The organism is Flavobacterium helocola, from assembly GCF_038289885.1.
GTDB classification, from domain to species: domain Bacteria; phylum Bacteroidota; class Bacteroidia; order Flavobacteriales; family Flavobacteriaceae; genus Flavobacterium; species Flavobacterium cheniae.
Genome location: NZ_JBBYHT010000001.1, coordinates 52,530 through 75,862, shown reverse-complemented (window position 1 = coordinate 75,862; position 23,333 = coordinate 52,530). Strand labels below are relative to the sequence as shown.

Here is a 23,333-nt window from a genome sequence, read left to right as displayed (position 1 = left end):
AATATAATTGTTATGAATTCGAATTTAAAATTTCTTTAATATCTTCAGGTATTTCCATTACTTTTAAAGGTGGTACATTTGCACCACCTGTATTACCTACTGGAATATGACCAACAAATGATTTTACACCACCTACCAATAATCGTGGAATTTGACCAATAATTTCTTTTGAACTTTTTATCTTAATACCAAACTGCAACATTTTCCAATGTACAAATGTGTGTTCATAAGGATGTTTTTGCCCAATAATATGGGCACGCTCCAAATGATACCAAGCAGTTTGTAAATTATCTTGCTTTAAATTATCCTTAACGGCTTCTAACTCTTTTTGATAAAAAGGAATTAGTTTATTTGGCATTTTGATATTAAACTTCATACCTATGCTTTACAACAACCATCTAAACTTTCATAAGCTTCTGTGTCAGCTTTTACTTCATCTGCATCATATCCTAATTTAGAAATACCTTCTTTAATTGCTTGTAAAGTGGTTTTCTTTGAATTATAATAAATTGTAAAAGTCATTGCTTTATCATCTAATTCATACATCTTAACACCTTTTATTTTAAGTATTTCTGTTTTGAATTTTTGACCGCAGGTTTCACATTCCTTACAATGATCACAATGTAAAAAAGTTTTGATTACAGCTTTTTGGGTTGTTTTTTGAGCTGAAACAAAATTTGAAAAGAAAAATAATGATACAACTAATACGATTAATTTTAAAACTGAATTTTTCATATTTTATTTTTTTAAATTAATGATTATGTCCGTCGTGGTTTTCTTTTGAATGGTCATGTCCTTCATGATTTTCAGTTGCATGGTCGTGCCCTTCGTGATTATCTGCTTTGGCTTCAATTAATTCCATTTTACAAACTGGACAAGTTCCTTTTTTATCATAGGTTTTACCTTTTTCACAATCCATAGGGCATTCATAAGCTGCTTTATGAGCTTCTCCTTCTTTGTGATTATGACCTTCGTGTTCTGTTGTAACTTCTGTTTTTTCATTTTTATTACAAGAAACTACACTTAATGTTGCAATGGCAAAAGCCAAAATTAAAATTGATTTTTTCATGATAATTTTATTTATTTAGATGAATTAATGTTGAATATTATTAATGTGCGTGTCCGCCACCGCCTTCACTTTTTAGTAAATGACTTTGTACATAATACGCTCCTTTTAGTACAATTTTTGCATTAGGTTCTATTTTTTGAAGTAATGTTACTTGTGTATATCCTAATTGCGATGTACCTGTTTTTACTTCAATACGTTGGAAATGGAAAGTTTTTCCTTCAGCTTCTTCGTGCTTGTCACCATCTTCGTGATTATGTCCTTCTTTTTCATCGTGAGCAACTTCTTCTTTATGACCTTCTTCTAAAACAAAAATAAACTCTCTACCATCTGCTTTAATAATTGCTTCTGTTGGTAAAGCTTTAACAGTATTTGCTCCTGCATCGATAAGTGCATTTACATACATTCCTGGTATTAATTTTTGTTGATTATTTGAAATATCAGCGTGTACTGCAACTGATTTTGTTTCGTTTTCAAAAGATTTACCAACGCTAAATATTTTTCCATTAATTTCGGTATTATCTTGATTGGTCAAAATAAAGCGAACATTTTGACCTTGTTTTACTTTAAATAAATCTTTTTCATACACTAATAAATCTACGTGTAATTTAGAATTATCAACTATATTCATTAATGGTTTACCAGTTTCTACATTACTACCAATTTTAATATAAATCTCTGTAATATTTCCTGAAATTGGCGCAAGTACTGGCACTGTAGCCGTAGTATTTCCACTGCCACTAATGTGCAAAGTATTTAGTTGTTTTTGCAATGAATTGAATCTTGCTCTCTCAATTTCATAATCTGATTTAGTTTTTTGAAAAACTTTTTTAGAATTTACTTCTTCATCACTTAATTTTTTTTGTCTTTCAAATTCTAATTTTAAATACTCTAAATTACTTTTTGAAGTTAAATAAGCTTCTTGAATTTTGGTAAACTCAGGACTTTCAATTGTTGCAATAGTTTGTCCTTTGCTAACTCTTTGTCCTTCCATTACATTTATTGTTTTTACAATTCCTGTAGTGAAAACTGATACATCAGCTTGATTTTGAGGTGGCAACTTCGTATATCCATTTGCCTTAATTACTTCGCTTAAATTTTTATCTGAAAAAGTACCTAATTCTATACTTGATGCTTTAAACTGAGCTTCATTTAATTCCACTTCTTTAATTGTTGTTGGTTCTTTTTCGTCCGAATGACTTTCTTCCGTATGAGCTTCGCCATCTGTATGTACATGTCCATCACCTTCAGTATGACGCAAAGAAAAATATAAAATAATAGCAAGAATTATTGCTCCTACTATTGATGCGTATATGATATTTGATTTTTTCATTTTATTTTTATTATTGATTGATACTATATTGAATTGTAATTATAGTTTGATTATAATTATAAATCGCTTCGTTATAATTTAGCTGAATTTGACTTGCAGTTTCTATACTCTGAACATATTCTACATAAGAAATATCTCCGTTTTGATACCCTTTTGTTGCATTTTTGATTATTAAATTTGCATTTGGTAATGCTGTGTTTTTATAATAATCAATTAACGAACTATATGTAATTAATTGTTCGGATTGTTGTTCTAAATGGCTTTTAAATTGCTGATTTATATAGTCAGCATTTTTCTGTTCACGTTCAATATTAGTTTTTGCAGCTTTCGCTCTTGCAATATTACTTCCTGCAAATAACGGAACTGCAATACCAACTGAAAATCCTTGAAATTGTGGTGAATTATTATAATAGGTTGATGTTCCGTTTACATCTTGATTACCTGTTATAGACTGTAAAAAATAACCCACTGAAAAGTCTGGATATAATGCAGATTTTTCTACTTTATGGCTTGCCTGTGCTATTTGAACTTGTTGATTTGCTAATTGAACTATTGGGTTTTGTTTTACCATTGTAGTATCAACTTTTGCAATAGCGGGATATGGCACAAATGAAGTATCTATTGCCATAAAATCAGTTTTTAGGTCTAAAATTACTTTTAGCTTTGATTTTTCAATTGCAATTTGTGTTTTATTTTGCTTTATTTTTTGTTCTAATTCTTGTTGCTTTGCCAATGCAATTGTTTTTTCTAAAGCATTTGTTTCACCTGTTTGAAACTTTAAATTAGCAGACTTCACAAATTTTTGCATTACTATATTTTGCTTTTCTAAAACGGTATTTTGTTTTTCGTAAAATAATAAGGTATTCCAAGATTGACGAATTGAATAGGTTATTTCTTGCTTTGAAACCCCTAATTTAGTTGCACTGGCATTGCTATATGCTGCAAGCAAGGTTCTTTTAGCACTTATTTGAAAAGGATTAAAACTTTGACTAATTTGAAAGTTTTTATCTTGAGCTTGCGAATTTATTTGCCCAAAAGTACCTAACAATTCCGTTTTAGGAAGTTCAAATGCTGTTTTTTGCATTTGTGATTGCATTTTTACTTCTAATTCTGAAGCTTGAATATTTTGATTGTTTTTTAATCCAATTTCAACTGCTTGCTTTACATCAAGCTTTTGAGTTTCTTGTGCAGTTACAGTAAATGAACCCAATAAAAAAGCTATTACTAAAGCCGAATTATTCATAGTTTTTCTTTTGATTTTTATTCCTTTTTCAAAATATAAATACAGAATAGGTAAAACTATTAATGTTAGTAAAGTAGCCGTTATTAATCCACCAATTACAACAGTTGCTAATGGTTTTTGAACTTCAGCACCAGCACTACTACTTATTGCCATTGGTAAAAACCCAAGTGAAGCAACGGCAGCTGTTAATATAACAGGTCTTAATCTTACTTTTGTTCCTTCTTTTATTCTGTCATATACATTATCCATACCTTGTTTTTTAAGTTCATTAAAATACCCTATTAAAACAATTCCGTTTAATACGGCTACACCAAAAAGGGCAATAAATCCTACACCTGCTGAAATACTAAACGGCATATCTCGTAGCCATAAAGCTACAATACCACCAATGGCAGATAATGGAATAGCTGTAAATATTAATAACGATTGTTTAATTGATTTGAATGTAAAATAAAGTAGCACTAAAATTAAACCTAAAGCAACTGGCACAGCAACAGAAAGTCGTTTGTTAGCTTCAATAAGATTTTCAAATTGACCACCATAAGTAGTATAATAACCTTCAGGTAATTTTAGTTTTTCGTCTAATTTAGCTTGAATAGTTTCTACAACCGTTTTTACATCAGCACCACGAACATTGAAACCTACAACAATTCTACGTTTTCCGTTTTCACGAGAAATTTGCATTGGTCCATCTTCATATTTTACATCAGCAATTTGTTCTAAAGGTATTTGACTTCCAGACGGTAAGGTTACGAATAGAGCTTTCAAATTTTCAATATCTTTTCTGCTATCATTGTCTAATCGCACTACTAAATCGAAACGTTTTTCTCCTTCATAAACAACACCAGCCGTTTCGCCTGCAAATCCCATACGAACAACTCTGTTTAAGTCGCCAATCTTTAATCCGTAAAGTGCTAATTTGTCTTTATTATAACGAATTGTTATTTGTGGCAAGCCAGCAACTCGTTCTGCTTTAGCATCTGAAACACCTTCAATACCATTAATTAACTGTACAACTTCTTCACCTTTGCTAACTAACATATCAATATCATCACCAAAAATTTTAACTGCAACGTCACTTCTTACACCAGTCATTAACTCATTAAAACGCATTTGAATAGGCTGAGAAAACTCGGTAAATGCACCTGGAATATCAGACAAAGCATGTTCCATTTTTTCCATTAATTCTTCTTTGGTTTCTGCTGAAGTCCACTCGCTTTTATCCTTTAAGAGAATAATCATATCTCCAGCTTCAATAGGCATTGGGTCTGTAGGAATTTCAGCCGAACCGATTTTGGTTACAATCATTTTAATTTCTGGAAACTTATCTCTTAAAATTTGTTCTGCTTTTGTAGTTGCTTCCACTTCTTGAGATAATGAACTACCCGAAGCAATGATTAAATGCGTTGCAATATCACCTTCATCAAGTGTGGGAATGAACTCACCACCTAATGTATTAAATAAAAATAATGAGCCTATAAATAAGGCAATAGCTACACCAATAATTGCTTCTTTAACTCGTAATGCTTTTTCTAAAATAGGTGTATAGAAATTGTAAATTGCATCTATTATTTTATCGCTAAAATTCTTTTTATGTCCTGTTTGTTTTTTTAATGCCAAAGCTGACATCATTGGAACATAAGTTAATGACAATATAAATGCTCCTAATATGGCAAAAGATACTGTTTGTGCCATTGGTCCAAACATTTTTCCTTCGATACCTACTAATGCTAAAATAGGTAGATATACAATTAAGATTATTATTTCACCAAAAGCCGCACTACTTCTAATTTTTGCAGATGCTTTATACACTTCATCATTCATTTCTTGAGTGGTGAGTTTTCCTTTATTACTGACTTGGAGTCGATGTATAATCGCTTCAACAATAATAACAGCACCATCTACAATTAACCCAAAGTCGATTGCTCCTAAACTCATTAAATTACCACTAACTCCAAAAAGTTTCATCATTGAAATGGCAAATAATAAGGCTAATGGAATAACTGAAGCTACTACTAAACCAGCTCTCCAATTACCTAACAATAATACTAAAATGAAAATCACGATTAAAGCACCTTCAATAAGATTGGTTTGAACCGTAGTAATAGCTTTGTCAACTAAAACTGTTCTATCCATAAACGCCTCAATTTCTACACCTTCTGGAAGTGATTTTTTGATTTGTTCCATCTTTTCTTTCACAACCTTAACAACTTCGCCACTGTTTTCGCCTTTAAGCATCATAACCATTCCTGATACTTCTTCGCCTTTTCCATCTTTTGTAACCGCACCATATCTGATACTACTACCTATTTGAACATTGGCTACATCACGAATAAGTATTGGTATTCCGTTTTGATTTTTAACTACAATTTTATTGATGTCGTCAATACTACTAACCATTCCCACACCTCTAATAAAATAAGCATAAGGTTTTTTATCTATGTATGCACCACCTGTATTTTCGTTGTTATTTTCTAACGCATCAAAAATTTCTGTAATTGTAGTGTTCATACTTTTCAGCTTATCAGGCTGAACAGCTATTTCATATTGTTTAAGATTTCCACCAAGCGTATTCACTTCAGCAACACCTTTTGTACCGATTAATTGGGGTTTTATAATCCAATCTTGAATGGTTCTTAAATCTGTTGCATTGTATTTTTCTTCAAATCCTTTTTTAGGAAATACTACATATTGGTATATTTCACCTAAACCTGTACTAACTGGTGACATTTCAGGTGTACCAACTCCTTTTGGTATGGTGTTTTCGGCTTCTTTTATTCGTTCTGTAATTTGAGCTCTTGCCCAATAAATATCTATTTCTTCTTTAAATACAACGGTTACAACACTTAATCCAAAACGACTTATTGAACGAAGTTCAACAATATCAGGAATTGATTTAACTGATTGCTCTATTGGATAGGTAATAAATTGCTCTACTTCTTGTGTTGCCAAAGTAGGCGAACTTGTAATAATTTGTACTTGATTGTTTGTAATGTCTGGTAATGCATCAATTGGTAAAGTATATAGTGAATAACTACCAACGATAACTAATACGAGTGTGAAAAGCCCAATAATAAATTTATTATTGATACTAAAATGAATGATTTTATCTAACATTTTTATTGTATAATGAATTAATAAACAGAGAACTGTTTTTCTTTTTTAAGTTGTTTAAAAGACACAACTTGTTAACCCGAAATTACTCGGGCTTCATTATACTAACTGCGGTGGTTGCCAAATACTTCCGAAGAAATTTGAAAAAGAAGCTGACTTATAAAAAGAAATAGAAGATTTTATTTCTTGAAATTGCACTAAAAATTGAAAGGATTGAATTTCTAAAAACGTTAATGTTTGTTGACCACAACAATTGCAAACACAAAAAGGAGAACATAAATCGGTTTCTTCGTCGTGAGAATGGTTATGTTGTGAGCTACTTTGTGATTGTGATGATTTACCTAAAACATCATTATGCTTATCTGCACAAGGATAGGCAGTAAGCATAATTATATATATTGATAATATGATGTTTAGTATTTTCATTGTTGTAAAAGTAGTATTTTTTTACAAAAAATAAAAATAATTACAATTTGTGTTTTTAATTTTAAAAATAAGTAGAAATTCCTAAACTATATCCATCGGTAATTGATGGTGGATTTCCAAAAATATCGGTTTGTTTTTGCAATCTATAATTAAGTCGTATTACAGTTGCAATGGTATTGCAATGATATGATTTAACAATTGCAATGCCATTGCAATGATTTTCTACTCTCTTTTGTAGTGAATTTAAAAAGAATAAATATTGAAATGTCAGTTAATTGTTTTGTTGAAATATTAAATGTTACTTATTACTTCCATTTGTGGAGGTGTTTTTTTTCTTGATACTAATTTACTGAATAATTCCGCCATATGAAATGCGTTGTCATAAGTTGTTTTTCCGATGTAAGCTAAAAATACTTTTTCTGTTCCATGCCCTGTTATATTCATTAATACTGGTGTTGGAATAAGTCCGTAAAAATTAGTTGCAAAACTCCTACGTCCAACGTGTGATGTTATGAATTTGTGTTTCGGCAATGTTTTTATTGTTGTTGCTCCTCTACTTGTTGCTTTATTCCTGTCAGTTATAGGTTCATTTATTTCGGCAATTTGGCAAACAAGTTTAATGTATTTGTTATAATTTACTAATGATAAATGATAAGGCAAACCGTTTTTAATAATTTCTATTGCTTCGGGCAACAAAGGTATTGCAACTATTTTTCCTGTTTTCTGTTGTTTTAGTTCTATTATTTTAACACCATTTAATTCTTTAAAGTTGTCGCTTGTAATATTTAATAAGTCGCCACCACGTTGCCCGATTAAGCAACTTAATAATAGCCATTTTCTGGCGTTTATTAATGCTTTTTTATCTATTTTGGCAACTTTAATTTTTTCCTGTTCATCTTCGCTTAAATAAATAATATTTTCAGGTTCTTTAGTTTCGGATATTGCTTTTATGTTTTTTATTTGATTAGAAATTTCAAAATCATTTTTTTCAGCATCTAAACAAATTGTTTTTAAGTTTGCAATGTTTTTGCCTACATAATTTATAGAGTATTTTTGAGCAAACAACCATATTTTAAAATTCTCAACAAATAGTAAATTTATGTTTTTTACTAATATTGATTTACTGTTAAACTTTTCTAATTCGTAACGTATTATTGTGTTTTTGAATAGCTTTAAGTTTTGAATACGTCCATTGCTTAATCCAGTACCATTTTTTCCGTTTTCTTTGTATGGTGCTTCGTCAATATATTTTTGTGTGTATTCTGTTAATTTGTCAAGTTCTAATTTAGGTTTTTTATTATTGAATAAATCAATTTGAAATTGTAACCAGTCGCCTGTAATTTCTTCGCCAGCACTAACAGCAATATTGTAAGCATCATTTATAAAAACAGCTAACTTATCAAGCTTTGATTTTAAAGCTTTTGTTTCTTCACTTTTTTGTATGGGTTGCCCTTTATCTTTACTCCAATCTTTAGCGTTTATAATAAAACCTGTTTTGCGTTTTAAGACAGTTGCTCTATTTATAGAGTACCGAGCATAAATATTAGAAATTTCGCTTTTACTTTGAAGTAAAAATTTTATCTTCGCCATTATATTTTAATTTTTGTACAAAACAAATATAATATATTTAGTCAACATTTAGTCAACGAAATGCGAATTTAAACAAATTTCAATAAAACTGAATGAATTAAAAAACTCGTTAAGCTTTGATTTTATTGTATTTTTACGTTTTATAAGTTTTACGTAAATTCATAGGTTCAGTCCCTGCCGAGGTCACAAATAAACGTCAAGATTTCTTGGCGTTTTTTTTATTTTTTGCGTTATTTGTAAATATGATAAGTACACAAATTGGATCAAATCCAGAAGACAAATACGAGCTATTTTTGGGCGATTATATTGGAATGTTTATTCTATTAGCGCCACTGATAGGTTTGTTTCTATTCTTTTCGTTTTATGTGGTAGAAATTATTTATTTGCGAAACTATAAAAAACCTTTAGTGGTTTTTGCAAATATTAGTTTTAGAGATTTAAACGACAATCAAAAACAAATTTTAGATAATAATTTTCATTTTTATAATAGGTTAAAACCGCGCTACAAAAGATATTTTGAACACAGAGTAGCGAAGTTTATGTCGAATTACGAATTTGTAGGACAGGATATATCCGTAACCGATGAAATGCGAGTGACCATTTCAGCAACTTATGTAATGTTAACTTTTGGTATGAGAGAATATCTAAATCCATTATTCAAAACCATTGTGATTTTTCCGGATATTTATTATTCTTCTCAAACCGAAAATTATCATAAAGGAGAGTTTAATCCAAGATTAAAAAATATTGCTTTTTCTTGGAAACATTTTAAAGAAGGAATTGATGTAACGAATGATAATTTGAATTTGGGGTTACATGAATTTACGCATGCATTTCATATCCAATCTTTAAAAAGTGATAAAGTTACTTTTGTTTTATTTAACGAATCGTTACAAAGTTTATTTCGAATCGTTTCTAATCCACAGATGAAACAAAAACTTATTGATTCTGGATTTTTAAGAGATTATGCTTACGAAAATCAGTTTGAATTTGTTGCTGTATTATTGGAGTACTTTTTTGAGTCACCACAGGAATTCAAGGCAAAATTCCCGGCTATATTCTTGAAAGTCAAGCATATGATTAATTATAATGAAAAGTATTTTATTTCATCTATAGTTTAAAATACTGATATCTATCATGTTTTTGTGCCGATATATTGAGTAACTTTATGTCATTAAATATAAGGTTATGAAAAAGTCAGTCCCGGTGTCATCAATTATGACAAAAAATGTAGTTAAATTAAACCTTTCTGATGATTTAACTAAAGCTGAAATATTATTTAAAAAACTTCATATCAGACACATTCCTGTAGTAAATGGTAATATTATTATTGGTATGTTAAGTTATACCGATTTGTTGCGTATTTCGTTTGCAGATGCTATTGATGATGATGAAGATGTAGTAGATACTACGGTATATAATATGTTTACAGTGGAGCAAGTAATGGCTAAAAAAATAGTTTCGATTTCTCCTGAAACCACTATTAAAGAAGCGGCCCAAATTTTATCGACTAAAGAGTTTCATGCGCTTCCTGTTTGTGAAGGAGAGTTGTTGGTAGGGATAGTCACAACAACTGATTTAATTAAATACTTAATCGATCAATATTAAATTAAAAAGCCTAACATTTTGAAGTGTTAGGCTTTTTTGAATTATTTTGTTATTTGTTTTAAATCTGTAATGGTGGCAATTGGGTCTTGAGCTCCAAAAACATAACTTCCAGCTACTAAAACATCAGCTCCTGCATCAGCTAATTGTTTTGCGTTTTTATTGGTTACGCCGCCATCAATTTCAATTAAAGTGGATGCGTTTTTTCTATTAATTAATGCTTTTAGTTTTTCAACTTTAGCATAAGTGTTTTCAATGAAAGATTGACCTCCAAAACCAGGATTCACACTCATAATACACACTAATTCTATATCTTGAATCACATCTTCTAATAAATCTACGTTAGTGTGTGGATTTAAAGCTACTCCAGCTTTCATGCCTTCTGCTTTGATTGCCTGAAGCGTTCTATGTAAATGAGTACAAGCTTCGTAATGAACTGTTAAAACATCAGCTCCTAATTTTTTAAAAGTTGTAATATATCTATCTGGGTCAACAATCATCAAGTGAACATCAATAGTTTTTTTTGCGTGTTTGTTGATTGCATCTAAAACAGGCATTCCAAACGAAATGTTTGGAACAAAAACGCCATCCATGATGTCAATATGAAACCAATCCGCTTCACTAGCATTAATCATTTCGATGTCGCGTTGTAAATTAGCAAAATCAGCTGCAAGAATTGATGGAGCAATAAGTGTGTTTTTCATGTTGTAGTTATGTTGTTTGTTGCAGATTTCAAAATTCTTTGTTCAACATTGAATGTTCAATCTTTTTGCAAATGTACAAATTATAAACTTTTATTTTTTGAATTTTGAATATTCAACTTGGAATGTTGAATTTTGAAGTTTTAAAAAAAAATAAAACCTCGGTAATCAGCCGAGGTTTCAATCATCAATCAAAAAACGAACAGTCTTAGACTGTTGTTGTCTTTATAGTGTCACACTGAGCTTGTCGAAGTGTTATCCTAAATATGTTTTTAATATTTTACTTCTAGAAGTATGTTTTAATCTTCTGATAGCTTTTTCTTTAATCTGACGTACACGCTCACGAGTTAAATCGAAAGTTTCTCCAATTTCTTCTAAAGTCATTGGGTGCTGGTCACCTAAACCAAAGTATAAACGTACCACATCAGCTTCTCTAGGAGTTAATGTTTCTAATGCTCTTTCGATTTCAGTTTGTAATGATTCGTGAATTAATTCTCTATCTGGATTTGGAGATTCACCTGAACGTAAAACGTCGTATAAGTTTGAATCTTCTCCTTCAACAAGTGGAGCATCCATTGATAAATGACGACCAGAGTTTTTCATAGACTCTTTTACATCATTTACAGTCATATCTAATTCTTTTGCAATTTCTTCAGCAGAAGGTGGACGCTCATTAGATTGTTCTAACAACGCATACATTTTGTTGATTTTATTGATAGAACCAATTTTGTTTAATGGTAAACGAACGATACGAGATTGTTCTGCCAAAGCTTGAAGAATCGATTGACGAATCCACCATACAGCATATGAAATGAATTTGAATCCACGCGTTTCATCAAAACGTTGTGCAGCTTTAATTAATCCTAAATTTCCTTCGTTAATTAAATCAGGAAGTGTAAGTCCTTGATTTTGATATTGTTTTGCTACTGAAACTACGAAACGTAAATTAGCTTTTGTTAATTTTTCTAAAGCGCGTTGATCTCCGGCTTTAATTCTTTGTGCTAATTCTACTTCTTCGTCAGCAGTAATAAGGTCAACTTTTCCAATTTCTTGTAGGTATTTGTCTAAGGAAGCGGTTTCACGATTGGTAACCTGCTTGGTAATTTTAAGTTGTCTCATTGAATTTTTCTCCTTACTTTTTAAAAGTTCTAGTAGTTATACGTAGCAGGTTGCAAAAAAGTTACAAAAAAATAAAATAAATTTAAAAACCCCAATTCAACTAAATGAATCGGGGTTTTTTATGAACTAATATTTAAAGTATTAACCTTGTGGGGTATCCTTTTTTTCAATAGGTCTTTCTTCTCTTGGAGGTCTAGGTAAAAGTGCTTTTCTAGAAACTTTTTCTTTTCTAGTTTTAGGATCAACTCCTAAGTATTTTACCATAAATACATCACCCATGTTTACAACATCAGTAACATTTTCTGTTCTTTCCCAAGCTAATTCAGAAACGTGTAATAAAACTTCGTTTCCTGGTGCCTGAGTATATTCTACAACAGCTCCAAAATCTAACATTTTAATTACTTTCACTTCGTAAGCTTCTCCCATTACTGGTTTGAAAATGATAGAATCAATTTTAGCTAATACTGCAGCAATACCATCAGGATTAGTTCCTAAAATTTCAACAACACCTTGCTCATCTACTTCATTAATTACGATAGTTGTTCCAGTAGCTTTTTGTAATTCTTGAATTACTTTTCCACCAGGTCCAATTAATGCTCCAATGAAAGCTCCAGGGATGGTTCTTGTAATAATTTTTGGTGCTTTTGGTTTTACTTCAGCTCTTGGAGTTGCAATAGTTTCAGTGATTTTTCCTAAAATATGTAAACGTCCGTCGCGTGCCTGACCTAAAGCTTGTTCCATGATGTCGTAACGTAAACCATCAATTTTGATGTCCATTTGACATGCTGTAATACCGTCAGCAGTTCCAGTTACTTTAAAGTCCATATCTCCTAAGTGATCTTCATCTCCTAAAATATCAGACAATACAGCGAATTTCTCACCATCAGTAATTAATCCCATAGCAATACCAGAAACTGGTTTTACCATTTGAACTCCAGCATCCATTAACGCCATTGTACCAGCACAAACCGTTGCCATTGAAGATGAACCGTTAGATTCTAATACTTCAGAAACGATACGAATTGTATAAGGACAATCTGCAGGGATCATGTTTTTTAAAGCTCTTTGTGCTAAGTTACCGTGACCTACTTCTCTTCTTGAAGTTCCTCTTAAAGGTTTTGCTTCACCAGTTGAGAAAGGAGGGAAGTTATAGTGTAAATAGAATTTTTCTTCACCTTGTTCAGATGGAGAGTCTATTTGGTTAGCTTCTCTTGAAGTTCCTAAAGTTACCGTAGCTAATGCTTGAGTTTCTCCACGTGTAAATAAAGACGAACCGTGAACAGAAGGTAAATAATCTGTTTCACACCAAATTGGTCTGATTTCAGTTGTTTTTCTTCCGTCTAAACGAATACCTAATTCTAAAACTACATTACGAACAGCTTCTTTGTTGGTTTTGTAGAAATATTTAGATACTAAATCTCCGTCAGCAGCTAATTCTTCTTCTGTAAATAAAGCTTTTACTTCTTCTTTTACTTCAGCAAATGCAGCGCTTCTTTCATGTTTAGCCGAACCAACTTTTGCAATTGCATAAATTTTATCGTAAGCCGCAGCTTTTACTTTTTTGTAAATTTCTTCGTTTTCTTTCTCACCTTCATACGTACGAATTTCTTTTTTACCAAAAGCAGCTTGTAAACGTAATTGTGCTTGAATTTGAACTTTGATAGCTTCGTGAGCAAATTTGATAGCTTCTACCATTTCTGCTTCTGAAATTTCTTTCATTTCTCCTTCTACCATCGCAACAGAATCCATAGAAGCTCCAATCATCATATCAATGTCTGATTGTGCTAATTCTTCTCTGCTTGGATTGATAACGAATTTTCCGTCGATACGTGCAACACGAACTTCAGAAATTAAGTTATAAAAAGGAATGTCTGAAACAGCTAATGCTGCAGAAGCTGCTAATCCAGCTAATGCATCTGGCATAACGTTTTCGTCATGCGACATTAATTGAATCATTACTTGTGTTTCAGCATGGTAATCATCTGGGAAAAGTGGACGCAATACGCGGTCTACTAATCTCATTGTTAATACTTCGCTGTCACTTGGACGCGCTTCTCTTTTGAAGAAACCACCAGGGAAACGACCTGCTGCTGCAAATTTTTCGCGATAATCAACCGTTAACGGTAAAAAATCAACACCAGGATTTGATGTTCTTGCAGAAACTGCTGTTGCTAATAACATGGCATCGCCCATACGAACAACAACAGATCCATCTGCTTGTTTGGCTAATTTTCCAGTTTCGATTGTGATGCTTCTTCCGTCACCTAAATCGATAACTTCTTGGAATACTTTTGGAATCATAAATTTTTTAATTCTAAATTAAACAAAGGGTCAGTTGTGTTGTTGTTGTGTGTGTAGTTGTTTGTAACCCAATGAAAAACCAAACTTTTTCTGTCAATATAAATAAAACAAAAAGGGGCACGAAGCCCCTTTAGTTGATTATTTTCTAATACCTAATTCTTTAATAATCTCACGATATCTGTTGATATCTTTCTTTTTTAAGTAATCAAGAAGACTTCTTCTTTTACCTACTAAAAGTACTAATGAACGCTCAGTGTTATAATCATGACGATTTTTTTTCAAGTGCTCAGTTAAGTGAGTAATTCTGAATGTAAATAATGCGATTTGCCCTTCAGCAGATCCAGTGTTTTCAGCTTTTCCTCCGTGTTTAGCGAAAATTTCAGCTTTTGTTTCTTTAGACAAGTACATGCTAATATTATTTTAAATGATTATTATGTATGAATTGTATTGTTGCAATTCGGATGCAAAGATAAAAATAATTTAGAATTATGGATTATGAATTCAGAATTATTTTCAAATAAAAAAATTAAGCTATTTTGTCTATAGCTTTGAAGGCTCTTTTTAATAAAAATGGTGTTGCTAACGTAGTTATAAGCCCCATGATAACAAGCATTGAAAAGATTTCAGTATTTATAATACCAGCTTTGTAAGCAATATTAGCAATAACTAATTCCATAATACCTCGGGCATTTAACCCAAATCCAAGAGCTATTGATACTTTGTGGTCTAATCTTGCAAAACGTCCACCAACGTATCCACCAATAATTTTTGATAAAAAAGAAACGGCAATTATGGCAAATAATAATGGATAATTTTCAATGGATGAAAATTGAAATTCTAGCCCAATTCCTGCAAAGAAAATTGGAGCTAAAAATCCCATCGCCATACTGTTTGTGGTATTGTGAAAAGTATTTAAATGTTTTTCACCTACCAATTCTTTCGAAATTAGCATGGAAGCAAAAAAAGCACCAATAATAAAATGTAATCCTATGCTTTCAGTAATAGTGGCAAAAATCAAAATAAAAACAAAGAATACGGCAAAAAGAGATTCTTTTCCTTTTAATACTGAAAGTATCTTATTGAGTTTGTTTTCAATTAAGTTTTCTTCTCTTGATACATTTCGGATGACACGATAGGTAGCAATAACCAAAATTAAGAAACAACTTAGTTTTAAAAGTGTTAGTAAAGTGGCATTAGTTATGTTAGCAAACGTTTGTTCAACATCTTTAATGTCTAATAAAATTCCTAAAATTGTTAGTGCAATTACATCATCAAAAATAGCAACCGAAATTATTTTTTGTCCCACCGACGAATTCAGTTTGCCTAAATCCATCAAAATTCGAATACTAACTGGTAAAGCTGTAATGGCAACACACAATCCAATGAAAATGGTTGACATCACATCTAATTCGAAATAACGACCCACAAAAAAACCAGAAGTAATCGGAATAAAAAAGGCTAATAATGAAATTACAATATTTCGACCTTTCATCGATTTTACGATTTCGTCCAAGTTAATTTCTAAACCAGCAATGATAACCAATAAGAAAACTCCTAATTCAGAAATTACTTTTAACTCTTCGGTGCGATGAATGAAATTTAAAATCGTTGGTCCTAAAAGTACACCAGCTAAAATTTCACCAATCATAGCGGGTTGTTTAAAACGTTCCATGATTTCGCCAAAGAATCGAGCTAATACTAGTAATAGCAATAAATTAGCAAAGAAAGGAAGCTCTAAACTTGGGACATTAAATTCCATAAATAGCGAGAGTCGAATTAGTTATAATCACGACAAATGTATAAAAAAGAGTCAAACTTTATTTATAACTTAAAATAATTTTGCGACTTCTTCATTAACAAATTCTAAAAAGCGTTCATCTGCTGCTGTAAAAGGGTCTAAAACATGTGAATCAATGTCAATTTGTCCAATATTAACTCCGTTAACGAATAAAGGAACCACAATTTCTGATTTTACAGTAAAACTACAAGCAATATAATTATCTTGAGCTTTAACATCAGGAACCACAAAATTTGCATTTGATTCCGCAACTTGTCCGCAGATTCCTTTTCCAAATGGAATAACAGTATGGTCGGTTTCGGCACCTACGTAAGGACCTAAGTGTAGTGTTTTAGCTTCGTGATTTGCAAAATAAAAGCCCACCCAATCATAATAACTAACGTTATCACTTAATAGCTGGCAAATTTCTTTCAGCTTCTCATCGCGAGTAGCATTTTCTTTTTCAATAATGCTTGAAACAATTGGTTTTAATTCTTCAAATGTCATAGTTGTATTTTTTTTACAAAAGTATTTATTCTATACTATAAAAAAATCTATATTTTTGTTAAAAATGCACGTTTTGAAAAACACAATTAATCAATACAAACCTTTTTTTGCTTTTTTAATTAAGTTTTTACTTTTTTATGTGGTCTTTACATTTATTTATAAAATGTATTTGAGTCAATATGATGTGGCAAAAAATGAGGTGGATTATTTTACAGAGATCGTTTCAAATCAGACCAAACAATTTATGTTGTTTTTTACTGATAATGCACAATCTATAAAGCATCATAAAGAACCTTCGTTGAAAATTTTCTACAAAGAAAAATATGTGGCAAGAGTTATTGAAGGCTGTAATGCAGTAAGTATAATGATCTTGTTTGCAGCATTCGTTTTTGCCTTTTCAACTCAGTGGAAAAAAACATTGCTTTTTATAGTTTTTGGAATTGTTTTAATACATGTTTTGAACGTTATTAGAATTGCATTATTGTCTTTTGCATTGTATTACTATCCGCAATATGAAGAACTTTTACATGGCACTATTTTTCCTCTTTTTATTTATGGAGTTGTATTTGTTTTGTGGATTTTATGGGTAACCAAATTTTCAGGCTATGTTAAGAGAACTAATTAAAAATAAAAGGAGACTTTTTTTTATAGGATTAGCGCTCTTGGGACTAATTTTAGTTAGAGCATTCGAAGATAATTTGTTTTACGATCCCTTTTTATCTTTTTTTAAAACGGATTATCAAAATAAACCGTTACCCGATTTGAATTGTTATTTACTTTTTGGAAACCTGCTTTTGCGATATGCGTTAAATATATTTTTCTCTCTGATTATCATTCGATTACTTTTTAATGAAAGGAATTTAATGCTTTTTTCAGGCTATCTTTTTATTTTTTTGTTCGTTATTTTGGTTATCGTTTTCTTTGGATTACTTCATTTTTCTGACCAACCTGATTATTTGATTTTGTTCTACATCAGACGTTTTTTAATTCAGCCTTTATTTTTAGTACTTTTTATTCCGGCTTTTTATTATCAGCAGTTAACTCGCTAATTTTTTGTATCTTTATGTAATAATCTTTTGATTATGAAAGTTACAAAATACTCAGGTGAATTAGTTCATTACGATGAACAGAAACTAATTAATTCACTCCGAAAATCAGGAGCTGACCAAGCTATGGCAGAAACCATTGTTAAGGAAATTGAAAGCGAAATGTATGAAGGCATTTCCTCGAAAAGAATTTATAAGCGTGCTTATCAGCTATTAAAAAATATTTCTAATGTACATGCGGCACGTTATAATCTAAGAACCGCCTTGTTAGGTCTTGGTCCTGCTGGATTTTTCTTTGAGAAGTTTATTGCTAAAGTTATGAAAGAGCAAGGTTTTCAAACTAAAGTTAGCATTACACTAAATGGGAAATGTATTTCTCATGAAATTGATGTTTTGCTTCTCAAAAACGATATAGTTTCCATGATTGAATGCAAATTTCATTCAGGGCAAGATGCAAAAAGTGATGTAAAAGTTCCGATGTATATCCTCTCTCGATTTAATGATTTGAAAGATAAAAAGTACGATTTGTTTTCGGCGAAGCGAAGTATTTCAAAATGTATCATTGTAACCAACAACAAGTTTACCACAGATGCAATTCAGTTTGGAGAATGTTCGGGTTTGAGTATGTTGAGTTGGGATTATCCTCAAAAAAACGGAATCAAAGATTTGGTTGATCGTTTTCGAGTTTATCCTGTAACTTGTTTAACCACTTTAACCAAAGCAGAAAAAGACCAATTGTTGATTTTAGATTGTATTACCATAAAGGATTTAATTCAACATCCCGATTATTTGAAAACCATCGAGTTAAGTCATAATCGAATCAAAAATGTTTTAAAAGAAGCGAATCAATTAACAAATTAAAGCAAAAATCATGAAAATTCATTTTTTAGGCGGAGCAGGTACTGTAACGGGTTCAAAAACGTTAATCGAACACAATAATCTTCGAATTTTGATTGATTGTGGCATGTTTCAAGGAATAAAATCACTTCGCGAATTAAATCGCGAACCTTTGTCTATTTTACCTGAAACGATTGATTTTGTATTGCTTACTCACGGACATTTAGATCATTGTGGTTGGTTGCCTAAATTGGTAAATGAAGGTTTTAATGGAAAAATTTTCTGCACACGACCTACAAAAGAAATTTCGCGATTGATTTTGTATGATAGTGCTAAAATTCAGGAAGAAGAAGCCAAAAAAGCCAATGAAGAACATTTCTCAAAACACGACCCAGCCGAACCTTTGTATACTGAAGCCGAAGTAGATGCTGTAATTCCGAAGTTTAGAGTTGTGGAAAAAGATTTGGATGTGAAACTCGATGATGATGTTTCTTTCAAATTCTTTTATGCGAGTCACATTTTAGGCGCTTGTTCGATTGAATTAACCATCGACGGAAAAGTGTTAGTCTTTTCAGGAGATATTGGTCAAGATGATGATGTGTTGATGTTTCCACCTAACAAACCTCAAAAAGCCGATTATGTTTTTTTAGAAAGTACGTACGGAAATCGCCTTCATCCACAAACTAATGCTTTGCTTGAATTGGAAACCATCGTAAACAATACATTCAACAAAGGCGGAACGGTTGTAATTCCTAGTTTTGCTGTAGAAAGAGTACAAACCATGATGTATTTGATTTGGCAATTGAAAAAAGAAGAGCGTATTCCAAATATGCCTTATGTTATAGATACTCCAATGGGAATTAGCGTTTTAGATGTTTTTAAAGATAATCGCACCTGGCATAAACTTTCTTTTGAAGATTGCGATGAAATGTGCAAAGTTTTTACACTAATTTCTGATTACAAAGACAGCATGAATGCCGTTTACGATAAGCAACCAAAAGTAGTTATTGCAGCAAGCGGTATGATTACCGGCGGAAGGGTTTTGTCTTATTTAGAACATTTAATTGATAAACCAGAAACAACCGTAACACTAGTAGGTTATCAAGCAGAAGGAACTCGCGGACGAAAATTACTAGAAGGCGCTCAAGAAATTAAAATTTACGGAAAATATTATCCTGTTTTGGCGAATATTATGCTAATAGAAAGTTTATCCGCACATGGCGACCAAAAAGATTTGCTGAATTGGTTATCTGAATTGGAAACTAAACCAAAAAAAGTATTCTTAGTTCATGGCGAAAATGAAGCTGCAGATGAATTGCGATTAAAAGTTCAAGAACAATACGGTTTTGATTCTCAAGTTCCGTTTTTAGGGCAAGTCGTTGAAATTTAGACTAAAATTAACGTAAATTAAAATTCAATTTCCTACTTTTGCTCCGATGAATTTCAGAAAACACATTAGTATTGTATTAGCTTCCTTAGTATTGCTTGCCAATTTAGGACTGAGTTTTGCTGTGCATTATTGTAAAGATGAAATTGCATCGGTTTCTTTTCAATATCAAGAAGACGAACCTTGTGTTGAAGATGTAAAATCATGTTGTGCAAAAGAAGATTCTCACGATTCTTGTTGTTCAAACAAATTAATCAAAGTTGAAAAGAAGACTGATGATATATTGGTTAAAACTTTGCAACTTGATTTAGAACAAGCGGTTTTTAGTACTGATTGGAAACCAAACTTAGTGGTATTTAATTCAGTTGTTACAACATCAAATGAAGTGGCTTTTTACTGCGATTCTCATGCACCGCCACTCTACAAACTCTACTGTCAATTAGTTTTTTACGCATAATTTATTGTTTTTTATTCTGTAAATCAAAGAATTAATAACAATAAATAATCTTATTATGTTTAAAAAAATAGCGTTTTTGCTATTCTTTGTTTCTCAATTTATTTATTCACAAGAAACCATAAAAGGAATAGTAACAGACGAAAATAATCAACCTTTATTAGGCGCAAATGTGTTTTGGTTCAATACCGCAATTGGAACCACAACAGATGGAAACGGAAATTTCTCTATAAAAAAATCTCCCGAAACTACTTTTTTAGTAGTGAGCTACATTGGATTTGAAACTAAAAAAATAGAAATTACTTCAAGCACAATCTCTGTGGTTTTAAAAGAAGTCAATGCTTTGAAAGAAGTAACGATTACCAAAACCAAAAAAGGAACCGAACATTCCTTATACAAAGTTCAAAATATCCAAGTAATGGGGCAAAAAGAGTTGCTTAAAGCGGCTTGTTGTAATCTATCGGAAAGCTTTAGTACTAATCCATCAATCGATGTTAATTTTTCGGATGCCGTAACAGGAAATCGTCAAATTAAGATGTTAGGTTTAACCAGTCCATACATTTTAATTGCGGAAGAAAATATTCCTTCGGTTCGTGGCGCTTCGCAAGCTTACGGATTGTCTTTTGTGCCAGGAACTTGGGTAGAAAGTATTCAAATTACTAAAGGAGCAGGAAGCGTAATTAATGGTTACGAAAGTATTTCAGGCCAAATCAATTATGAAGTTTTGAAACCTTCTAACGACATTCCGTTTTTCTTAAATGCGTATGCTTCGCAAGATGAACGTTATGAAATCAATACGCATTTCAATAATAAATTTTCAGATAAATTGAGTTCGACATTGTTTTTACACGGAAATACACGTGTAGGAAAAAATGATATGAACGACGATGGATTTTTAGATGGTCCAATCGGGAAACAAGTTAATATTTTAAACCGTTGGCAATATAATGATGCCGAAAATGGTATTGTGAGTTTTTTAAATGTTCGCTACATGAACGATGAAAAACAAGCTGGTGAAATGAGTTTCAATCCAGATACTGACAGATTAACTACAAACGCTTGGGGAAGTGAAATCAACACCGAGAAAATTGAAATTTCAAATAAAACAGGTTATGTGTTTCCAGATATGCCCTATCAAAGTTTTGGATTTCAGAACTCGTTTCAATCACACAAACAGGATTCGTATTTTGGTTTAAGTCAGTATGATATTCATCAAAAAAGTTTTTATTCGAATTTATTATTCAATTCGATTATTAATAACACAAAGCATAAATTCACAACAGGTTTAAATTTCACTTACGATGATTATAACGAATTCGTAGCTGTGAATTTTAATCGCGATTTTTCAAGAATTGATAATTCAGTTGGTGCTTTTTTTGAATATACTTTTGATAATACCGATAATTTCAGTTTGGTAGCTGGTGCAAGAATTGATAATCACAATCGTTTAGGAACTTTTATCACGCCAAGATTACATATTCGTTATAATCCTTGGAAAGAAGCTGTAATTAGAGCTTCAGCTGGAAGAGGAAAACGTGCAGCTAATATTTTTGCTGAAAACCAACAATTGTTTGCTTCAAACAGAAGTTTTTCAATCTTGAATACGGATGGAAAATTATATGGATTAAATCCTGAAATCGCATGGAATTACGGTTTAAGTTTTATCCAAAAATTCAAATTAGCAGGAAAAGATGCTGAGGTAATTTTAGATTACTACAGAACAGATTTTCAAAATCAAGCGGTGGTTGATGTGGATCATTCGCCACAAGAAGTGTTGTTTTATAATTTAGATGGAAACAGTTTTGCGAATTCATTTCAAGCGGAATTTTCTATTGATTTGATGACACATTTGACGTTTAAAACGGCTTATAAATATTACGATGTGCAAACGCAATTCACAAGAGGACAATTGGAAAAGGCATTGCAAGCAAAACATAGAGTTTTCGGAAATTTAGCCTACGAAACACATATCAAAGACAAAGGGCAACAATGGAAGTTTGATGTAACATATAATTGGTTAGGCGAACAACGTTTACCTTATACGCAATCCAATCCAGCACAATATCGTTTGGATGAATATGCACCAGCTTTCGGAACGTTGAATGCTCAAATTACTAGAACGTTTTCAAGTACTTTTGAAGTGTATGTTGGAGGAGAAAATATGACGAATTACAAACAAATGAACGGAATTGTTCAAAATGAAAACCCTTTTGGTACTTATTTTGATAGTAGTATGATATACGGACCCACTTTTGGTGCCATGTATTATGCTGGATTGCGATTTAAAATTAAAGAAAAGAAAAAAGACCAAGATGACCACATTCACATCGAAGGCGAACAACATAATCATTAATTAAACTGAAAATAAAATGAAAAAAATAGTAGTAATAATTTTATCGAGTCTTTTTTCGCTAACAATGGTAGCTCAAGAAAAGAAAAGCAAAAACAAAAAAGTGGAATTCAAAGTAGCAGGAAATTGTGAAATGTGTGAAAAACGTGTTGAAAAGGCTGCTTTTTCTGTAAAAGGAGTAAAAAGTGCAGAATGGCACGCTGATCATGGAGATATTCATTTGATTATTGATGAAACAAAATGTTCTGCTAAAGATGTAGCAAAAGCAATTGCTGCTGTGGGTCACGACACCGAATTTGTAAAATCAAAAGATGAAGATTATGATAAACTTCATGGTTGTTGTAACTACGAAAGAATAGAGTAACAAAAAATCCGATTAGAAATTTCTAATCGGATTTTTTGTTAAAATTATTTGTAATTTAAATTGCTGAATCAAAATATACTATACATTTGTACTTTCTTTTAGGTAGAAAGTGA

The 23,333-nt window shown here is 31.5% G+C and carries 22 protein-coding genes; 9 read left to right on the top strand and 13 right to left on the bottom strand.

The genetic code is table 11. The features are described from left to right. Positions 1–10: 10 nt before the first annotated feature. From AAEO58_RS00350 to AAEO58_RS00320, 7 genes are all read right to left on the bottom strand, one after another. Complete coding sequence (locus AAEO58_RS00350) at positions 11–376, bottom strand: DUF3703 domain-containing protein (RefSeq protein ID WP_166125795.1); 366 nt, start codon at positions 374–376, stop codon at positions 11–13. Positions 377–378: 2 nt separating this feature from the next. Continuing rightward, positions 379–735 carry a heavy-metal-associated domain-containing protein gene (locus tag AAEO58_RS00345; RefSeq protein ID WP_166125797.1) on the bottom strand — a complete coding sequence of 119 codons (357 nt, stop codon included), beginning with the start codon at positions 733–735 and terminating at the stop codon, positions 379–381. A 16-nt stretch (positions 736–751) separates the two neighbouring features. Further along, on the bottom strand, positions 752–1,069 hold the full coding sequence (locus tag AAEO58_RS00340; RefSeq protein WP_341681014.1) for a heavy metal-binding domain-containing protein: 318 nt from the start codon (positions 1,067–1,069) through the stop codon (positions 752–754). A 40-nt stretch (positions 1,070–1,109) separates the two neighbouring features. Continuing rightward, positions 1,110–2,399: an efflux RND transporter periplasmic adaptor subunit gene (locus AAEO58_RS00335; RefSeq protein WP_341681013.1), complete on the bottom strand. Its 1,290-nt coding sequence runs from the start codon at positions 2,397–2,399 to the stop codon at positions 1,110–1,112. Between the two features lie 10 nt (positions 2,400–2,409). Continuing rightward, positions 2,410–6,759, bottom strand: coding sequence for a CusA/CzcA family heavy metal efflux RND transporter (locus tag AAEO58_RS00330; RefSeq protein ID WP_341681012.1), 4,350 nt, complete (start codon positions 6,757–6,759; stop codon positions 2,410–2,412). A gap of 96 nt (positions 6,760–6,855) precedes the next feature. Then, complete coding sequence (locus AAEO58_RS00325; RefSeq protein WP_225875131.1) at positions 6,856–7,182, bottom strand: DUF6660 family protein; 327 nt, start codon at positions 7,180–7,182, stop codon at positions 6,856–6,858. Positions 7,183–7,473: 291 nt separating this feature from the next. After that, positions 7,474–8,772, bottom strand: coding sequence for a tyrosine-type recombinase/integrase (locus AAEO58_RS00320; RefSeq protein WP_329805461.1), 1,299 nt, complete (start codon positions 8,770–8,772; stop codon positions 7,474–7,476). A gap of 242 nt (positions 8,773–9,014) precedes the next feature. Between AAEO58_RS00320 and AAEO58_RS00315 the strand changes: the two genes are divergently transcribed. Together AAEO58_RS00315 and AAEO58_RS00310 are read left to right on the top strand one after the other, a co-directional pair. After that, on the top strand, positions 9,015–9,893 hold the full coding sequence (locus tag AAEO58_RS00315; protein ID WP_341681010.1) for a zinc-dependent peptidase: 879 nt from the start codon (positions 9,015–9,017) through the stop codon (positions 9,891–9,893). 67 nt (positions 9,894–9,960) lie between these two features. Next, positions 9,961–10,380: a CBS domain-containing protein gene (locus tag AAEO58_RS00310; RefSeq protein WP_341681008.1), complete on the top strand. Its 420-nt coding sequence runs from the start codon at positions 9,961–9,963 to the stop codon at positions 10,378–10,380. A 41-nt stretch (positions 10,381–10,421) separates the two neighbouring features. On the opposite strand, the gene rpe is transcribed toward AAEO58_RS00310, so the two are convergent. The 6 genes from rpe to AAEO58_RS00280 form a co-directional block, all read right to left on the bottom strand. Beyond that, the gene (rpe, locus tag AAEO58_RS00305; RefSeq protein ID WP_341681006.1) at positions 10,422–11,081 is read right to left on the bottom strand and encodes a ribulose-phosphate 3-epimerase; all 660 of its coding nucleotides are present in this window, start codon (positions 11,079–11,081) and stop codon (positions 10,422–10,424) included. Positions 11,082–11,333: 252 nt separating this feature from the next. Then, positions 11,334–12,197: a sigma-70 family RNA polymerase sigma factor gene (locus AAEO58_RS00300; protein ID WP_008256407.1), complete on the bottom strand. Its 864-nt coding sequence runs from the start codon at positions 12,195–12,197 to the stop codon at positions 11,334–11,336. 141 nt (positions 12,198–12,338) lie between these two features. Next, positions 12,339–14,498 (bottom strand): polyribonucleotide nucleotidyltransferase, encoded by a 2,160-nt coding sequence (locus AAEO58_RS00295; protein WP_341681003.1) that lies wholly within the window; start codon positions 14,496–14,498, stop codon positions 12,339–12,341. Positions 14,499–14,636: 138 nt separating this feature from the next. Then, a complete protein-coding gene (rpsO, locus tag AAEO58_RS00290) occupies positions 14,637–14,906 on the bottom strand; it encodes a 30S ribosomal protein S15 (protein ID WP_133608153.1) in 270 nt (89 codons plus the stop codon). 118 nt (positions 14,907–15,024) lie between these two features. Further along, positions 15,025–16,257: a cation:proton antiporter gene (locus tag AAEO58_RS00285; RefSeq protein WP_341681002.1), complete on the bottom strand. Its 1,233-nt coding sequence runs from the start codon at positions 16,255–16,257 to the stop codon at positions 15,025–15,027. A gap of 69 nt (positions 16,258–16,326) precedes the next feature. Continuing rightward, the gene (locus AAEO58_RS00280; protein ID WP_133608149.1) at positions 16,327–16,782 is read right to left on the bottom strand and encodes a GAF domain-containing protein; all 456 of its coding nucleotides are present in this window, start codon (positions 16,780–16,782) and stop codon (positions 16,327–16,329) included. Between the two features lie 64 nt (positions 16,783–16,846). Here AAEO58_RS00280 and xrtF point away from each other — a divergent pair, with 64 nt between their 5' ends. The 7 genes from xrtF to AAEO58_RS00245 are packed head-to-tail and all read left to right on the top strand — an operon-like array spanning position 16,847 to position 23,220. Continuing rightward, positions 16,847–17,407 (top strand): exosortase family protein XrtF, encoded by a 561-nt coding sequence (xrtF, locus tag AAEO58_RS00275; protein ID WP_341681000.1) that lies wholly within the window; start codon positions 16,847–16,849, stop codon positions 17,405–17,407. Beyond that, positions 17,388–17,831 carry an exosortase F system-associated membrane protein gene (locus AAEO58_RS00270; RefSeq protein WP_341680998.1) on the top strand — a complete coding sequence of 148 codons (444 nt, stop codon included), beginning with the start codon at positions 17,388–17,390 and terminating at the stop codon, positions 17,829–17,831. The genes xrtF and AAEO58_RS00270 overlap by 20 nt, the downstream gene beginning before the upstream one ends. Before the next feature lie 33 nt (positions 17,832–17,864). Continuing rightward, positions 17,865–18,689 carry a restriction endonuclease gene (locus tag AAEO58_RS00265; RefSeq protein ID WP_341680996.1) on the top strand — a complete coding sequence of 275 codons (825 nt, stop codon included), beginning with the start codon at positions 17,865–17,867 and terminating at the stop codon, positions 18,687–18,689. A gap of 10 nt (positions 18,690–18,699) precedes the next feature. Next, positions 18,700–20,055: an MBL fold metallo-hydrolase gene (locus tag AAEO58_RS00260; protein WP_341680993.1), complete on the top strand. Its 1,356-nt coding sequence runs from the start codon at positions 18,700–18,702 to the stop codon at positions 20,053–20,055. Between the two features lie 46 nt (positions 20,056–20,101). After that, positions 20,102–20,509, top strand: a complete 408-nt coding sequence (locus AAEO58_RS00255; RefSeq protein WP_264368189.1) for an HYC_CC_PP family protein — start codon at positions 20,102–20,104, stop codon at positions 20,507–20,509. A 55-nt stretch (positions 20,510–20,564) separates the two neighbouring features. Beyond that, the gene (locus tag AAEO58_RS00250) at positions 20,565–22,859 is read left to right on the top strand and encodes a TonB-dependent receptor (RefSeq protein ID WP_341680988.1); all 2,295 of its coding nucleotides are present in this window, start codon (positions 20,565–20,567) and stop codon (positions 22,857–22,859) included. Positions 22,860–22,875: 16 nt separating this feature from the next. Next, positions 22,876–23,220, top strand: coding sequence for a heavy-metal-associated domain-containing protein (locus tag AAEO58_RS00245; protein ID WP_341680986.1), 345 nt, complete (start codon positions 22,876–22,878; stop codon positions 23,218–23,220). The last annotated feature ends 113 nt before the right edge of the window (positions 23,221–23,333 follow it).

Excerpts from the sequence above, each read along its gene's own strand:
- AAEO58_RS00280 (WP_133608149.1), bottom strand. The coding sequence starts at position 16,782 with ATGACATTTGAAGAATTAAAACCAATTGTTTCAAGCATTATTGAAAAA.
- AAEO58_RS00310 (WP_341681008.1), top strand. The coding sequence starts at position 9,961 with ATGAAAAAGTCAGTCCCGGTGTCATCAATTATGACAAAAAATGTAGTT.
- AAEO58_RS00345 (WP_166125797.1), bottom strand. The coding sequence starts at position 735 with ATGAAAAATTCAGTTTTAAAATTAATCGTATTAGTTGTATCATTATTT.
- AAEO58_RS00270 (WP_341680998.1), top strand. The coding sequence starts at position 17,388 with ATGTTAAGAGAACTAATTAAAAATAAAAGGAGACTTTTTTTTATAGGA.
- AAEO58_RS00295 (WP_341681003.1), bottom strand. The coding sequence starts at position 14,498 with ATGATTCCAAAAGTATTCCAAGAAGTTATCGATTTAGGTGACGGAAGA.
- xrtF (WP_341681000.1), top strand. The coding sequence starts at position 16,847 with ATGCACGTTTTGAAAAACACAATTAATCAATACAAACCTTTTTTTGCT.
- AAEO58_RS00325 (WP_225875131.1), bottom strand. The coding sequence starts at position 7,182 with ATGAAAATACTAAACATCATATTATCAATATATATAATTATGCTTACT.
- AAEO58_RS00260 (WP_341680993.1), top strand. The coding sequence starts at position 18,700 with ATGAAAATTCATTTTTTAGGCGGAGCAGGTACTGTAACGGGTTCAAAA.
- AAEO58_RS00340 (WP_341681014.1), bottom strand. The coding sequence starts at position 1,069 with ATGAAAAAATCAATTTTAATTTTGGCTTTTGCCATTGCAACATTAAGT.
- AAEO58_RS00350 (WP_166125795.1), bottom strand. The coding sequence starts at position 376 with ATGAAGTTTAATATCAAAATGCCAAATAAACTAATTCCTTTTTATCAA.
- rpsO (WP_133608153.1), bottom strand. The coding sequence starts at position 14,906 with ATGTACTTGTCTAAAGAAACAAAAGCTGAAATTTTCGCTAAACACGGA.
- AAEO58_RS00300 (WP_008256407.1), bottom strand. The coding sequence starts at position 12,197 with ATGAGACAACTTAAAATTACCAAGCAGGTTACCAATCGTGAAACCGCT.
- AAEO58_RS00315 (WP_341681010.1), top strand. The coding sequence starts at position 9,015 with ATGATAAGTACACAAATTGGATCAAATCCAGAAGACAAATACGAGCTA.
- AAEO58_RS00250 (WP_341680988.1), top strand. The coding sequence starts at position 20,565 with ATGTTTAAAAAAATAGCGTTTTTGCTATTCTTTGTTTCTCAATTTATT.
- AAEO58_RS00245 (WP_341680986.1), top strand. The coding sequence starts at position 22,876 with ATGAAAAAAATAGTAGTAATAATTTTATCGAGTCTTTTTTCGCTAACA.
- AAEO58_RS00285 (WP_341681002.1), bottom strand. The coding sequence starts at position 16,257 with ATGGAATTTAATGTCCCAAGTTTAGAGCTTCCTTTCTTTGCTAATTTA.
- rpe (WP_341681006.1), bottom strand. The coding sequence starts at position 11,081 with ATGAAAAACACACTTATTGCTCCATCAATTCTTGCAGCTGATTTTGCT.
- AAEO58_RS00320 (WP_329805461.1), bottom strand. The coding sequence starts at position 8,772 with ATGGCGAAGATAAAATTTTTACTTCAAAGTAAAAGCGAAATTTCTAAT.
- AAEO58_RS00330 (WP_341681012.1), bottom strand. The coding sequence starts at position 6,759 with ATGTTAGATAAAATCATTCATTTTAGTATCAATAATAAATTTATTATT.
- AAEO58_RS00265 (WP_341680996.1), top strand. The coding sequence starts at position 17,865 with ATGAAAGTTACAAAATACTCAGGTGAATTAGTTCATTACGATGAACAG.
- AAEO58_RS00255 (WP_264368189.1), top strand. The coding sequence starts at position 20,102 with ATGAATTTCAGAAAACACATTAGTATTGTATTAGCTTCCTTAGTATTG.
- AAEO58_RS00335 (WP_341681013.1), bottom strand. The coding sequence starts at position 2,399 with ATGAAAAAATCAAATATCATATACGCATCAATAGTAGGAGCAATAATT.